The following is a 13,468-nucleotide window of genomic DNA, read 5'->3' as shown; positions in this document are numbered from 1 at the left end:
ATGCCCGATCTCGTTTTCGACGACGTCTCGATCACCTATCGCACCGCCGCGTCGCGGGGTCGCGGCGACATCGCCGCCGTGCGCAACGTGAGCCTCTCGCTGCCCGCGGGCGGCACCCTCGGCATCGCCGGCGAATCGGGTTCCGGCAAGTCGACGCTCGCGATGAGCGTGCTGCGGCTGCTGCCCGACAACGCGGTGATCGACGGGCAGGTGCGCGTCGGCGATCAGAGCGTCTCCGATCTGAGCTTCGGCCAGTTGCGGGCGTTGCGCTGGTCGGAGGTCGCGATCGTCTTCCAGGGGGCGATGCACTCGCTGAATCCCGTGCGAACCGTCGGCCAGCAGATCATCGAGGCTCTCGAGCTGCACGTGAAAGACGCGTGGCGCAGCCCAGAGGCGCGAAAGGCCCGGCTGGCCGAGTTGCTGGGCCAGGTCGACCTGCCGCTCGCGAAGGCGGCCTCGTATCCGCACGAGCTCTCGGGCGGGCAGAAGCAGCGCGTCATGATCGCGATGGCGCTCGCGTGCGAGCCCGACATCATCATCGCCGACGAGCCGACGACGGCGCTCGACGTCATCGTGCAGGGGCAGATCCTCGAGGTCGTGAAAGACCTCGTGACCCGGCGGGGCATCTCGCTCCTCATGATCAGCCACGATCTCTCGGTGCTCGCCACCGCGTGCGAACGCATCGCCGTCATGCGCGACGGCGTGCTCGTCGAGGTCGGGGAGTCGCAGCAGATCTGCACCGATCCGCAGGAGGCGTACACGAAACAGCTCGCCGATGCCTTCCCGACCATCGGGGACCCCGCGTCGCGGCTGAAGCCCGTCACCCGCCGCGGCGAGACGACGACGGGCGCGATCTCGGCGCCGGTCGCCGCCGCGGTCGCGCGCGCGATCAGTGCAGCGGATGCCGTGGAGGGGGCGGGCGATCCCGCGGCCGAAGACGTGGCAGAGAAGGAGGTCCTGCTCGAAGCCCGCAACCTCAGCGTCACCTTCCGCTCGCGCGGCAAGACCGTGCAGGCGGTGCGCGGAGTCGACCTCGCCTGTCGTCGCGGCGAGATCGTCGCACTCGTCGGCCAGTCCGGTTCGGGAAAGACGACGCTCGCACGAACCCTGCTCGGACTCGAGTCGCCCGACCGGGGAGGCCAGGTGCTCTTCCGTGGTTCGCCGCTCGGCCGTTCGACGAAGCGCCTGCGCGAGTTCCGTCGGCAGGTGCAGCTCATCCTGCAGGACCCGTCGGCGGCGCTGAACCCGAAGCTCAGCGTGTACGAAGCCGTCGCAGAGGGGCTTCGCATTCAGCACTATCCGGGCGACGAGCGCGATCAGGTCGCCGCGAGCCTCGAGAACGCCGAGCTGATGCCGGCGGAGCACTTCTTCGAGGCGATTCCGCACGAGCTGTCGGGCGGGCAGCGTCAGCGCGTCGTGATCGCCGGGGCGCTCGCGATGAATCCGCAGATGCTCATCGCCGACGAACCGGTCGCATCGCTCGATGCCTCGGCGCGAGGCGAGATCCTCGCGCTCATGCTCCGGCTGCGCGACGAGCTCGGCCTCTCCGCTCTCGTCATCACTCACGACCTCGGTCTCGCCTGGAACATCGCCGACACGGTGGCCGTGATGTACCACGGGGAGATCGTGGAGCGCGGCACGACCGAATCGGTGCTGCTCGACCCGCAGCACGAGTACACGAAGAAGCTGCTCGCCGCGGCCCCGAAGATCGTCGGGCGTGACGGCGTGCTCGCGACGGCTTCGTGACTCGCGCATGACCCTCCACGAGAATGCTCCGGTCTCCGGCCTGCCCTGGGTCGTCGTCGCCGGCGATCGCGACACGGTGTTCCGCGAGCTCGGCGCGCATTTCGCCGATCGCATCCGCGATATCCGGGCGCGGTCCGACGCGCAATGGTCGAAGCTCATGACTCGCGTCGAGCGCGAGGCCGTGGGTGAGCGGATGCGGCGCATCGAGGCGTCGACTCGCCGACTCTGCCCGGTCGAGTCGCACGAACTCGACCTGCTCGCCGAGGGTGCTGGGCTGCCCGCATTCGACTTGTGGGTGTACAACCTGCGCGGCGACCTCGGGCGAGACGGCACCGGATGCAGCGACGTGTCGTTCGCGACATCCGCTGCACTCGTCGTGGGTCACAACGAAGACGGCCACGCCGCCTCGACCGACGACGTCTGCCTCGTCACGCTCGCGATCGAGGGCGACCCGACCGTCACGGTCGTCTGGTACCCGGGTTTCCTGCCGTCGAACTCCTTCGTCGTCAGCGAGGCGGGCACCGTGTGGGGCCTCGATCACGTGCCGGTCGTCGAACCCGACCCGGACGGTGCGGGGCGGCACTTCGTCGCGCGCCACGCGCAGCGGAGCCACTCGGGTGCCGAGGCGATCGAAAGGGCGTCGTCGGTGCCATGCGCCGGCGGGTTCTCGTTCAACATCGGCGACCGGGAGACCGGCCGAGCCGTCATGATCGAGAACGCCGCAGGAGTCGTGGAATCGCGCTCGGCCTCGGAGACCTCGTCGTGCCTCTGGCACACGAATCACTTGCGATTCATCGAACATCCGGCGCCGGGCATGCAGCCGGGCGACGAGTCGCTCATCGAGAGCCGCACGCGCGGCGAGCGGTTGCGCGCGCACCTCGGGGCGCGACTCGACGAGCGGCACGGCGCCGCCCTCGACGCGAAATCGGTGTTCGCAGCCCTGCGTTCCGAAGGCGTTCTGAACCGATCCGCCGAACTCGTCACGTTCACGACGACGGTCGCCGATCTCGCGAACGACCGCATCATCGTGCAGGGCCGAGGCGCAGTGCCGGGCCGACTGAGTCGACCGAGCCGTGAGAACGCCGGCGACTCCACTACTGATGCGCGAGACGCATCAACACCTGAGTCACTGAGCAGCACACCGTGGACCGGTGGCCTCGCCGCGTTCGCACGCGGGCGGGCGCTCGAGATCCAAGCGCCGGTATGAGGGCGCCGGTATGAAGGGCGCCGGTATGAAGGCGCCGGTATGGAGGCGGGCGGCATGAGGGCGGGCGGCATGAAGGCAGGCGGTATCGGGGTGGCGAACATGGAGTTCGGAACGGCATCGGGTATCATCTGGTCGGCGAAGGCGATCGACATCGATACCGGCGCGGTGCTCTTCGAGCACGACGAGCAGCGCGCGCTCGACACGGCGAGCATCGGCAAGGTGTTCCTGCTGCACTCGGTGCTCGAACTCGAAGAGCGCGGTGAGCTGAGCCTCGACGAGCCGGTGACGAGGCGGCCGAACGAGGCGATGGACAACTCCGGCCTCTGGTACCTGCTGCAGGCCGACACGCTGAGTGTCTACGACCTCTGCGCCCTCATCGGCGCGGTGAGCGACAACGCGGCGACCAACACGATGTGCCGTCGTGTCGGCCTCGACACCGTGCACCGTTCGACGGCGGCACTCGGGTACTCCGAGTCCTCGCTCGACGACATCGTGCGCTGGCCGATTCCTCCTGGTTTCCCGCCGAACCTCTCGACGGGCAACGCCCGGGAGCTCACCGACTTCGTCGCGCGCGTCGCGAAGAGCGAGCTGCTCACCGAGGCGGGCTGCGACACGCTGCGACGGTGGCTCGGCGCCGGCATGGACTGCTCGATGGTGGCCTCGACGTGGGGCCTCGACCCGCTCGCCCACTACTTCTACGACCGCGACATCTGGATGTGGAACAAGACCGGCACGACGAGTCGCGTTCGCGGCGACATCGGCGTCGCGATGTCGCCGAATCGACGAGTGGCGTACTCGGTGCTCGCGAACTGGAAGCGCGGCACCGATCATCGCGACGAGGCCCTCGCGACGATGCGCGACGCGGGGGCCGCGATCCGCGAGTACCTCCTGCACGGCTGAACGGGGATTCGGATGCCACGGCACGTGCAGTACAGCGCGGTGCGCACCGCAACGGGATTCGCTCGCGGCGCGCACGCCGGCACCGTCGTCGACGACGCCGGGTGGCTGCGGCGGGCCGGCTCGGTCGGGGCGGCCGAAGAGGTCGGGGAGGCCGAGGAAGTCCGGGAGGTCGGGGAGGCCGAGGAAGTCCGGGAGGCCGGAGAAGCCGGCGAGGCGGCGCCCGGGCGGTGGGCCTCCGAGCCAGTCGAGGTCCCGTTCCTTGCGACCGAGGCTATCCTCTCGTGGAATGCGGTCACCCCGCCCGGCACATGGATCGAGCTGGAGTTCGCCGCCAGGCACGTCGACGGCTCGTGGACCGGCTGGTACGTGATGGCTCGATGGGCGGAGGGCGACGTCGCCGAAGGCGCCTGCCCAGGCGCCGTGCCGCGCACCACCGTGTCGGGTCAGAGCGACGCAGATGCGTCCGTGCACGCCGATACCTTCGTCGCCGCTGCCGGCCGGCCGTTCGAGGCGTACCGGATCCGCGTGACCCTGGCTCGCAATGCGGGCGTCGACGTCGACGCATCGCTCGCCATGGTCGGAGCGATGGTCTCGGCGCTCGATGACGCGACTCCGCTCGACGATGCGGCTCCGCTCGACGACGCGACTCCGAACGACGATGCGACTCCGCTCGACGATGCGGCTCGCTCCGAGCACGACGGCGTCGGCGAGGGAGGCGCTCGCGGCATCGCGCTCGAGGTGCCGCGATTCTCGCAGCTGCTGCATCGCGGCACGCATGTCGAGCTCGGCGGCGGCGGCGAGGCCTGGTGCTCGCCGACCTCGACGGCGATGGTGCTCGGCTTCTGGGGGCGGCTGCCGGTGCCGCAGACCCTGGCCTCGGTGGTCGCGCCGAATGGCGACCCGCAGGTCGTGTGGGTGGCCGCGGGCTGCTACGACCACGACTACGGCGGCACGGGCAACTGGTCGTTCAACGCCGCGTTCGCCGCCCGCCAGGGGCTCGAGGCGTTCGTCACGAGGCTGCGTTCGCTCGACGAGGCCGAGAGGTTCATCGCGGCCGGCATCCCCCTCATCGCCTCGGTGTCGTTCACTCGCGATGAGCTGCCCGAGGCGGGGTACGTCACCGAGGGGCACCTGCTGGTGATCGCGGGGTTCGAGGCGAACGGCGACGTCGTCGTCAACGATCCGGCGGCGCCCGGCAACGCGGCCGTGCGTCGGCGCTATCCGCGCGCGCCGTTCGAGCGCGCGTGGCTTCGCAGTGCCGGCGGCAGCGGCGGCGTGGTCTACGTCATGCACCCCGTCGACGTGCCGCTGCCCGCCGCGGTCGGCGAGGAACGCAATTGGTGAGCCGGGATCACCGCGCGAGCACGGCGGTGAGCAGTTCGATGCGATCCCGCAATGAGGAGAGCAGGAGGTGCTCGCTCACGGCGTGGGCGCCGCCGCCGCGTGGGCCGAAGCCGTCGATCGTCGGGATGCCGAGGGAGCCGACGAGGTTCGTGTCGCCGGCGCCGGCAGCGGGGCGACCGGTCGCAGATCGGCCGAGTGCGGATGCCGCGCGCCCGACCTCGTCGAGGAGTGTCCGATCGCCCGCGCCGGCCAGCCACGCCGGACGACTCGTCAGGATGGTCGCACGTACGGAGGCGCCCGCGCGGATCGGCGCGAGCCGGGCGAGTGCGCCGAGCACGTGCTGCTCCGACTCACCGTCGACGAAGCGCAGCCCGATCTCGGCGGAGGCGGCGTCGGGCACGACGTTCGCCCTCGCGCCGCCACTCACGGTGCCGACGTTGCAGAGCACCGGCGAGATCGCCGATGCCTCGGCGACGACCTCGCGCACGACGAGCAACTGGTCGACGAGTTCGTCGATGGCTGACACACCGCTCTCCGGATCGAGCGCCGCGTGGGCCGCCCGGCCTTCGATGTCGAGCCGAACCCGAGTGCTGCCGGCACGGCCGACCTTGAACGCGCCGTCGGGGTGGGGCGATTCGAAGCCGATGACGCCGGCGACGCCGTCGAGCGCGCTCCGAACGAGCTCTTGCGAGGTGGGGGAGCCGACCTCCTCGTCGCAGTTGATGAGGATGCGCACCGGGCGCCTCGGGCGATCGTGCAGGATCTCAAGGGCGGTGAGCATCATCACGAGCCCGCTCTTCATGTCGAACACCCCCGGGCCTCGCACGATGTCGCCGTCGACCGACCACGGCACCTCGCCCGTCAGGGTTCCGTGGTCCCACACGGTGTCGGAGTGGCCGAGCAGCAGGAGTGGCGCCTCGTCGCTCGTGCCCGGAACCTCGATCACGAGATGCGTTCCGGCGTCGGTGACGGCGCGGCGGATCTCGCTCGCGAGCGGTGCGAACCATTCGCCGAGCAGCCGTGTGATCTGCTCGCTCGCCGCCGCGTCCATCGACGGAGTCTCGATCTCGACGAGCTGCAGCAGCCGATCGGGCACCGCACCCCACGCAGCATCCACCGCCGCCCTGACCTCTGCTGGTGTCATGATTCCCCTCGGTAAAGATACGCTGCATATTCTAGCTGCAGCATCGCAGAAACATCGAGTAAAGGAAAGGCCGATCGTGGTTGCCATCGGCAATCATATGATCCATATAATAGGAGTCGTGACCGATGCACAGGCTCGAGACCGGAGCGAACACGAGCACCTCACCTCCGATGAGTTGTCGAGGTTCGAGGACTTCCAGCAGGCGAGCGCACTCTATCGACGCGTGTTCGGCTACGGTTCCGACGAGTTCGCACTGAACAGCAACCTGCTGAGCGCGCTCGTGCGGAGCGGCGGGTCAGCCGTCGGGGTGCGGGGCGGCGCCGGTGAGCTCATCGGTTTCGCCTACGGATTCCTCGGATCCGACGACACCGGCTTCTTCCACTACTCGCAGGCCGCGGTCGTCGAGGCGGGGTACCAGAGTCGCGGTGTCGGTCGCATGCTCAAGGTGCGACAGCGCGAGGTCGCGCTCGCATCGGGCGTCACGACGATGCGGTGGGCGTTCGACCCGGGGCTCGCTCGAAACGCGCACTTCAACTTCAACTCCCTCGGTGCGCACAGTGCAGCATTCGTGCGCGAGTTCTACGGGCGCTCGGGCACCGATCGAGTGCTCGTGGACTGGCCGCTCGTCGACGGTGACGACCCGTACGCATCGGCGCGGGCCCTCCTGCCGCCCGGCGCGCTCGCAGAAGCCGAGACGGGTGTGGCGGTCGCCCATTCCGGCGGGCGCTGGGTGCCGATTCCGGCGCAGGCCGGTGCCGACTCGGCCGGCGATGGCGGTGGCGAGTCGCGCCTGCACACCACCCTGCACGAACTGCACGAGGAGGGCTTCGTGCTGGTGAGCTGCCGGCGGGTCGACGCCCGCACCTCGGCCTACTTCGCCGCGCCGGCGGCCGGTGGAGGCGCCCGATGACGATGCTGGAACGCCGCGACGAGCAATCGGAACCCCGTGACGACGAATTCGAACGCGAACTCAACCGCACCCTGCGTTCGCCCGAGGCCCGGTTCGGGGTCCGGATGCGCAAGAACCTCTCCGCGGAGGGCCTGCAAGACCGGGTGATGGAGACCGAGGCGGCATCGCTCGCCAACACCTTCGCCCACCTCCGGGCCAGCGCCGCCGTGCCGCAAGCCGCCGCCATCATTCTGGGAGCTCGTCGCAAGTTCATCGCGGGAGCGGGCAAGTCGGCGGCCTATGCGGCGCTCCTCAACGCCGACCTCGCCGCCACCGTGCCGAACGTCTACCTGATCGACGGTCATGCACTGAACCCGCTCGACGTACTCAGCGACGTTCGCTCGACCGACGTGCTCATCCTCTTCTCGCTGCGGCGCTACCGACGTGAGACGGTCACGCTCGGCCGCCTCTTCAGCGAGGCCGGCGGGCAGCTGGTCGTCTTCACCGATTCCGAGGATGCACCGCTCGCCGCCCACGCGACGTCGCTGATCGTGCTGCAGACCGGATCGGCCTCCTACGCCGACTCGCCGACCTCGGTCGCGGCCGTCTGCCATCTGCTGAGCACGCTCACGACCGCGAGCGCGAAGGGTGCTCGGCGCCGGTTGTCGACCCGTGACGAACTCAACCGGGAGATGGACCTGTACTACGACCATGCGAACGACGGGGAAGCACCATGAGAGTCACACGCATCGAGCTCTTCGAGGTGAGCCTGCCCCTCGTGCACGGCTTCCAGACGAGCTCGCATCGCAAGACCGGCCTCGACCACATCCTCGTGCGCTTCGACGACGAACTGGGCAACACGGGCTGGGGTGAGATCGCCTCGCCGAGCGATCCGTTCTTCACCTCGGAGAACACCGACACGGCCTGGTCGATCGCGACGAGCTATCTCGTGCCGCGGGTGCTCGACGCCGAGTGGTCGCACCCGGCGGAGGTCGACGAATTCTGGGCGAAGATCCGTGGGCACGAGTTCACGAAGGCCGGATTCGCCGGCGCCGCGTGGGACCTCTGGTCCACCTCGCGTGGCATCCCGCTCGCGGCGGCGCTCGGCGGCACCCGCACCGAGGTGGCGGCCGGCGTCTCGCTCGGCATCGAGCCCACCATCGACGAGTTGCTGGCGCAGGTCGGGTCGCAGCTCGAGGCCGGCTACGGCCGGGTGAAGCTGAAGATCGCTCCCGGTTGGGACCTCGAACCGGTGCGCGAGGTGCGCCGCGCGTTCCCCGACCTCGAGCTGCATGTCGATGCGAACGGCGCCTACCGCAGCGACGACGAGACGCTCGCCCGCCTTGCGGAGTTCGACGGCGCGGGCCTCAGCATGATCGAACAGCCCTTCGCGCCCGGCGATTTCGTGGGCCATGCGCGACTGCAACAGCGCATCGAGACGCCGGTCTGCCTCGACGAGTCCATCGTGCGGCTCGACGACCTGCACACCATGATCGCTCTCGGCGCCGGGCGGGTGCTGAACATCAAGGTGTCCCGCATGGGCGGGCTCACCGTCGCGAAGGCGGCCCATGACCTGGCCGGTGCCGAGGGCATCCCCGTGTGGTGCGGTGGCATGCACGAGTTCGGCATCGGTCGCGCCGCGAACCTCGCGATCTCCTCGCTCGAGCACTTCAGCTACCCATCGGATGTCTCGGGGTCCGACAAGTACTACGTGCGCGACGTGATCACGCCGCCGGTGATCGCGCGCGACGGCATCGTGAGCGTGCCGACCGGGCCCGGCATCGGGTTCGACGTCGACCTCGACTGGATCGAGCAGAACACGCTGCGGCGCTTCGACTCGCGGGTGGTGGCGGCGGCAGCGGCTGATGCGCCCGAATCGATCGAATCGGATGCCGCGCCGCGCCCGCCTGCCGCCCGGCACCCGTCATCGTCCGCGCCGGCGGCCGGGGCATCCGCTGCCGTGCTCTTCTTCGTCGACGACCTCGCCGAGGGCATCGACGAACCCGAGACGCCGTTCCACGTCGAAGACCCGGATGCGCCGCAACTGAACGTGCGCGACCTCAGTGCGACGCGAGGCGACGGCGTGTTCGAGGCGCTCGGCGTGCACCACGGCCGACCGCAAGCGCTCGAGGCCCACTTGCGGCGGTTCGCCCACTCGGCGGCGCTGCTCGACCTGCCCGCCCCGAAGCTCGACGTCTGGGCCGCGTGCATCGAAGCGGCGATCGCGGCGCACGGCGGGGTGAGAGACGGATTCGCCAAGTTCGTGATGACGCGCGGCGTCGAGGGCACCGGCGTGCCCGTCGGGTGGGTCTACGTCGCCGATGCCGCAGACTTCACCGTCGTCCGCGAGCAGGGCGTCGCGGTCGTCACGCTCGATCGCGGCTACCGGCACGACGTCGCGCACACTTCGCCGTGGCTCCTGCAGGGTGCCAAGTCGCTCTCGTACGCGGTCAACAAGTCGGTGCTGAGGGAGGCGGCACGCCGCGGTGCCGACGACGTCATCTTCACGAGCTCCGACGGGTTCGTGCTCGAAGGGCCGTCGTCGACGGTGCTCCTGCGGTTCGGCGATCGGTTCGTCTCGCCGCCGAGCGATCAGGGCATCCTCGCGGGAACGACCCTCGCGAGCGCGATCGAGTGCCTCGCCGCCCTCGGCCACGAGACCCACCGCGAGCCCGTGCCCGCCGACCGTCTCGCGCAGGCCGACGACATCTGGCTGCTCTCGAGCACCCGGTCGGCGGTGCCCGTCGCGCTCCTCGACGGCGAACCGCGCACCTTCGACCGGGCCCTGACCGCCCGGCTCCAGGCCCACCTGACGACCCGCGAACGCTAGGACGGACACGACGATGACGACGACGACCACAGCGGCGACCACGCCGACGAACGCGGCCACTGCCGAGCGGCTCGAGATTCCGATCTTCGACGGTCACAACGACCTGCCGTGGACGGCGCGCAAGCACCGCGGGTACTCGGTCGAAGGCATCGACGCGACCGCGCTGACCCATCACACCGACATCCCCAAGTTGCGCGAGGGCGGGGTCGCCGGGCAGTTCTGGTCGGCGTGGGTGCACTCGGAGATCGAGGGCGCCGATGCCGTGAAGGCCACGCTCGAGCAGATCGACTTCGTGCACCGCATGGCGGCTCGGTACCCCGAGACGTTCCAGCTCGCGACGACTGCCGACGCGGCACGGCGCGCGATGGCCGCAGGGCGGATCGCCTCGATGATCGGAGTCGAGGGCGGCGGTCAGATCGACAACTCGCTCGCGGTGCTGCGCGGGTACGCCCGGCTCGGAGCGCGCTACCTGACGCTGACCTGGACGTCGACGAGCGACTGGGCCGACTCGGCGACCGACGAGGCGAGACACGGCGGGCTCACCGAATTCGGCCGCGAAGTCGTCGCCGAGATGAACCGCATCGGCATGCTCGTGGACCTGGCGCACGTGTCGGTGGCGACCGCCGACGCTGCGCTCGAGACCGCGATCCGGCCCACGATCGTCAGCCACTCGAGCGCATGGGCACTGAACCCGCACCCGCGAAACCTTCCCGACCGCGTCATCCGTCGTGTCGCCGATGGCGGCGGCGTCTACATGGTCACCTTCGTGCCGTCCTTCCTCACCGCGGAACGGCGTGCCTGGGTCAACGGCGGCGAGACCGGACCGAAGCCGAGGGTGACCGTCGCGGATGCCGCCGACCACGTCGAGCACGTGCGAAACGTCGCGGGCATCGACGGTGTCGGCCTCGGTGGCGACTTCGACGGCACCGATGACATGCCCGAGGGGCTCGAGGATGTCGCGGGCTATCCGCGGCTCTTCGCCGAACTCGCCCATCGCGGCTGGACGGAGCCCGAGCTGCGCAAGCTCGGAACCGAGAACGTGTTGCGCGTGGTCGCGGCATCCGATGACGACTACCTGGACTTCATGGGCGCCGGCGCAGACCGAGCGGGCGAAGCGTGAGACAGAGCGAGAGCGTGCAGATGCCGACATCGAACGGGGCGCCGAGGGTGCTCGTGGTCGTGAACTCCCGGGCGAGCCAGCTGCGACGCATGCAGCCGTGGCTCGAGTCGGCGGGGCTCGATCTCGTGGTCGCCTATGGCGACGACGCGCTGCCCGACGAACTGGAACCGTTCGACGGGCTGATCATGCTCGGCGGCGGGTTGATGCCCGACGAGTACTCGCGCGCACCATGGCTGCGCCGAGAACGCGAGCTGGCGGCTGAAGCGATCGCGGGCGACATCCCGACGCTCGGCATCTGCCTCGGCGGGCAGATCCTCGCCGACGTCGCGGGCGGCGAGGTGCGTGCGGAGTACGGCACTCCCGAGCGCGGCGCGACCGAGGTGTTCGTGACGGACGACGGGGCCGACGACCCCGTGATCTCGGCGCTCAGCCCGGCCACCTACGTCATCGAGAACCACCAGGACGTGATCACCCGGCTGCCGCCCGGCGCGGTGCTGCTCGCCTCGAGCACCGCTTGCGTCAACCAGGCGTTCCGACTGGGGCGCCATGTGCGCGGGGTGCAGTTCCATCCCGAGTCGGGTGCGCAGAACCTCAGGAACTGGGATGACGCGGCTCTTGCCGCGGTGGGCGTCGACAAGCAGAAACTCGTCGACGATGCGCTCGTGCACGAGGCCGAATCGGCTGCGCGGTGCGAGCGCATGGCGACGGCGTTCGCCGCGGAGGTCGTCGGCAGCCGAGTCGCCCGCGTCGGCTGAGGGGTTTCGGATGTCGCGGGTGCTGGTTACGCTCGCAGGGTGACCGACGGGATCGACGGATCCGAGGTGGGCGAAGCGCCGGCGGCGGTGTCGCCTGCGGTACCTCCTGCGCCGAGTACCCCGCCTGGTTCCGCCCCCGTGGCGCCGCCTCCGGGCGGCATGCGCACCTTCGTGCAGGTGCTCGCGAACACGATGGTCGCGAACGTCACGACGAGCTTCCTCTGGTTCGCGCTCACGTTCTGGGTGTATCTCGAGACGCACTCCGTGCTGGCGACGGGCATCATCGGCGGCGCGTACATGCTGCTCATCGCCCTCTTCTCGATCCTCTTCGGAACCATCGTCGACCGGTATCGCAAGCACCTCGTCATGGTGCTCTCGAGCGTGGTCACCCTGATCTCATTCGTCGCCGCTGGCCTGCTCTACCTGGCGCTGCCCGAGTCGGCGCTCCTCGACCTCGGCGGTCCGTGGTTCTGGCTGTTCTCGGGCATCATCCTCTTCGGGTCGGTCATCGAGAACATGCGCAACATCGCGCTCTCGACGACGGTGACCCTGCTCGTGCCCGAAGAGCGGCACGCGAACGCCAACGGCATGGTGGGCACCGTGCAGGGGCTGGCGTTCCTCGTCACGAGCGTGTTCAGCGGGCTTGCGATCGGCATGGCCGGCATGGGATGGACGCTTGCGATCGCCATCGCCGCGACCATGGTCGCGCTCGTGCACCTGCTCTTCGTGCGCATTCCAGAAGCACGTCCGGTCGTCGACCGGGATCGCTCGCCCGCGATCGACCTGCGCGGCAGCATCTCCGCGATCCGGGGCGCACCAGGGCTCTTCGCCCTCATCCTGTTCTCCACGTTCAACAACCTCATCGGGGGCGTCTACATGGCGCTGATGGACCCGTACGGACTGACGCTCTTCCCGGTCGAGGTGTGGGGTATCGTGCTCGGAGTCTCCTCCTCCGGGTTCATCATCGGCGGCATCGTGATCGCGAAGTGGGGCCTCGGTCGTAACCCCATCCGCACGATGCTGCTCGTCGTGGTCGGCATGGGGGTGCTCGGGGCGCTGTTCACGATCCGCGAGTGGTGGCTGTTGTACGGAATCGGCATCCTGGCCTACATGACCCTCATCCCCGCGGTGGAGGCGGCCGAACAGACGGTCATCCAGAAGGTCGTGCCGTTCCGCCGACAGGGCCGCGTGTTCGGGTTCGCGCAAGCGTTCGAAGCGGCGGCGGCGCCGATCACCGCGTTCCTCATCGCCCCGATCGCGGAGTTCTGGATCATCCCCTATATGGAGTCAGACGGCGGGCAGGCGACTTGGGGCTGGCTGCTCGGTGACGGTGACGCCAGGGGCATCGCGCTCGTATTCCTGTTCAGCGGGCTCGTGATGGTGGTGCTCGCGCTCGTCGCCTTCCGCACCCGTTCCTATCGGATGCTGTCGGCGGTGTACCAGGGTGAGCAGCCTGTTTCCTCGCCCGATCCTGTGAGTTGAGGAGCGAGCGAAGCGAGCGTCTCGAAACCTGCACGCCCGAGGCGTGGGGTT

The 13,468-nt window shown here is 69.5% G+C and carries 11 protein-coding genes; 10 read left to right on the top strand and 1 reads right to left on the bottom strand.

The features are described 5' to 3' along the window. The 4 genes from AC1C2T_RS02590 to AC1C2T_RS02575 all read left to right on the top strand — a co-directional run bounded on the left by AC1C2T_RS02590 (position 1) and on the right by AC1C2T_RS02575 (position 5,197). Positions 1–1,746: an ATP-binding cassette domain-containing protein gene (locus AC1C2T_RS02590; protein WP_495384140.1), complete on the top strand. Its 1,746-nt coding sequence runs from the start codon at positions 1–3 to the stop codon at positions 1,744–1,746. 7 nt (positions 1,747–1,753) lie between these two features. Continuing rightward, positions 1,754–2,953 carry a C45 family autoproteolytic acyltransferase/hydrolase gene (locus AC1C2T_RS02585; RefSeq protein ID WP_495384139.1) on the top strand — a complete coding sequence of 400 codons (1,200 nt, stop codon included), beginning with the start codon at positions 1,754–1,756 and terminating at the stop codon, positions 2,951–2,953. A 69-nt stretch (positions 2,954–3,022) separates the two neighbouring features. Next, positions 3,023–3,853: a serine hydrolase gene (locus AC1C2T_RS02580; RefSeq protein WP_495384138.1), complete on the top strand. Its 831-nt coding sequence runs from the start codon at positions 3,023–3,025 to the stop codon at positions 3,851–3,853. 12 nt (positions 3,854–3,865) lie between these two features. Beyond that, positions 3,866–5,197: a C39 family peptidase gene (locus AC1C2T_RS02575; RefSeq protein WP_495384137.1), complete on the top strand. Its 1,332-nt coding sequence runs from the start codon at positions 3,866–3,868 to the stop codon at positions 5,195–5,197. Between the two features lie 7 nt (positions 5,198–5,204). On the opposite strand, the gene AC1C2T_RS02570 is transcribed toward AC1C2T_RS02575, so the two are convergent. Beyond that, entirely contained in the window at positions 5,205–6,341 is a 1,137-nt protein-coding gene (locus AC1C2T_RS02570; RefSeq protein ID WP_495361773.1) for a M20/M25/M40 family metallo-hydrolase, read from the bottom strand. Between the two features lie 118 nt (positions 6,342–6,459). Between AC1C2T_RS02570 and AC1C2T_RS02565 the strand changes: the two genes are divergently transcribed. The 6 genes from AC1C2T_RS02565 (at position 6,460) to AC1C2T_RS02540 (ending at position 13,417) form a co-directional block, all read left to right on the top strand. Next, positions 6,460–7,251 (top strand): hypothetical protein, encoded by a 792-nt coding sequence (locus AC1C2T_RS02565; RefSeq protein WP_495384136.1) that lies wholly within the window; start codon positions 6,460–6,462, stop codon positions 7,249–7,251. Continuing rightward, entirely contained in the window at positions 7,248–7,967 is a 720-nt protein-coding gene (locus AC1C2T_RS02560) for a MurR/RpiR family transcriptional regulator (RefSeq protein ID WP_495384135.1), read from the top strand. Before AC1C2T_RS02565 ends, AC1C2T_RS02560 begins: the two co-directional genes overlap by 4 nt. Then, complete coding sequence (gene menC, locus AC1C2T_RS02555) at positions 7,964–10,060, top strand: o-succinylbenzoate synthase (protein WP_495384134.1); 2,097 nt, start codon at positions 7,964–7,966, stop codon at positions 10,058–10,060. The genes AC1C2T_RS02560 and menC overlap by 4 nt, the downstream gene beginning before the upstream one ends. 13 nt (positions 10,061–10,073) lie before the next feature. Beyond that, positions 10,074–11,180: a dipeptidase gene (locus AC1C2T_RS02550; protein WP_495384133.1), complete on the top strand. Its 1,107-nt coding sequence runs from the start codon at positions 10,074–10,076 to the stop codon at positions 11,178–11,180. A 20-nt stretch (positions 11,181–11,200) separates the two neighbouring features. Further along, positions 11,201–11,935, top strand: a complete 735-nt coding sequence (locus AC1C2T_RS02545) for a type 1 glutamine amidotransferase (protein ID WP_495361778.1) — start codon at positions 11,201–11,203, stop codon at positions 11,933–11,935. Between the two features lie 159 nt (positions 11,936–12,094). Further along, on the top strand, positions 12,095–13,417 hold the full coding sequence (locus tag AC1C2T_RS02540; RefSeq protein ID WP_495385384.1) for an MFS transporter: 1,323 nt from the start codon (positions 12,095–12,097) through the stop codon (positions 13,415–13,417). Positions 13,418–13,468: the final 51 nt, after the last annotated feature.

This window comes from Agromyces sp. Y558 (assembly GCF_059445415.1).
This window is presented reverse-complemented; position numbering and strand designations above follow the sequence as displayed.

What these genes read in the sequence shown, in the direction of transcription:
- AC1C2T_RS02575 (WP_495384137.1), top strand. Translation starts at nt 3,866, where the DNA reads ATGCCACGGCACGTGCAGTACAGCGCGGTGCGCACCGCAACGGGATTC.
- AC1C2T_RS02545 (WP_495361778.1), top strand. Translation starts at nt 11,201, where the DNA reads ATGCCGACATCGAACGGGGCGCCGAGGGTGCTCGTGGTCGTGAACTCC.
- AC1C2T_RS02580 (WP_495384138.1), top strand. Translation starts at nt 3,023, where the DNA reads ATGAAGGCAGGCGGTATCGGGGTGGCGAACATGGAGTTCGGAACGGCA.
- AC1C2T_RS02585 (WP_495384139.1), top strand. Translation starts at nt 1,754, where the DNA reads ATGACCCTCCACGAGAATGCTCCGGTCTCCGGCCTGCCCTGGGTCGTC.
- menC (WP_495384134.1), top strand. Translation starts at nt 7,964, where the DNA reads ATGAGAGTCACACGCATCGAGCTCTTCGAGGTGAGCCTGCCCCTCGTG.
- AC1C2T_RS02570 (WP_495361773.1), bottom strand. Translation starts at nt 6,341, where the DNA reads ATGACACCAGCAGAGGTCAGGGCGGCGGTGGATGCTGCGTGGGGTGCG.
- AC1C2T_RS02590 (WP_495384140.1), top strand. Translation starts at nt 1, where the DNA reads ATGCCCGATCTCGTTTTCGACGACGTCTCGATCACCTATCGCACCGCC.
- AC1C2T_RS02560 (WP_495384135.1), top strand. Translation starts at nt 7,248, where the DNA reads ATGACGATGCTGGAACGCCGCGACGAGCAATCGGAACCCCGTGACGAC.
- AC1C2T_RS02550 (WP_495384133.1), top strand. Translation starts at nt 10,074, where the DNA reads ATGACGACGACGACCACAGCGGCGACCACGCCGACGAACGCGGCCACT.
- AC1C2T_RS02540 (WP_495385384.1), top strand. Translation starts at nt 12,095, where the DNA reads ATGCGCACCTTCGTGCAGGTGCTCGCGAACACGATGGTCGCGAACGTC.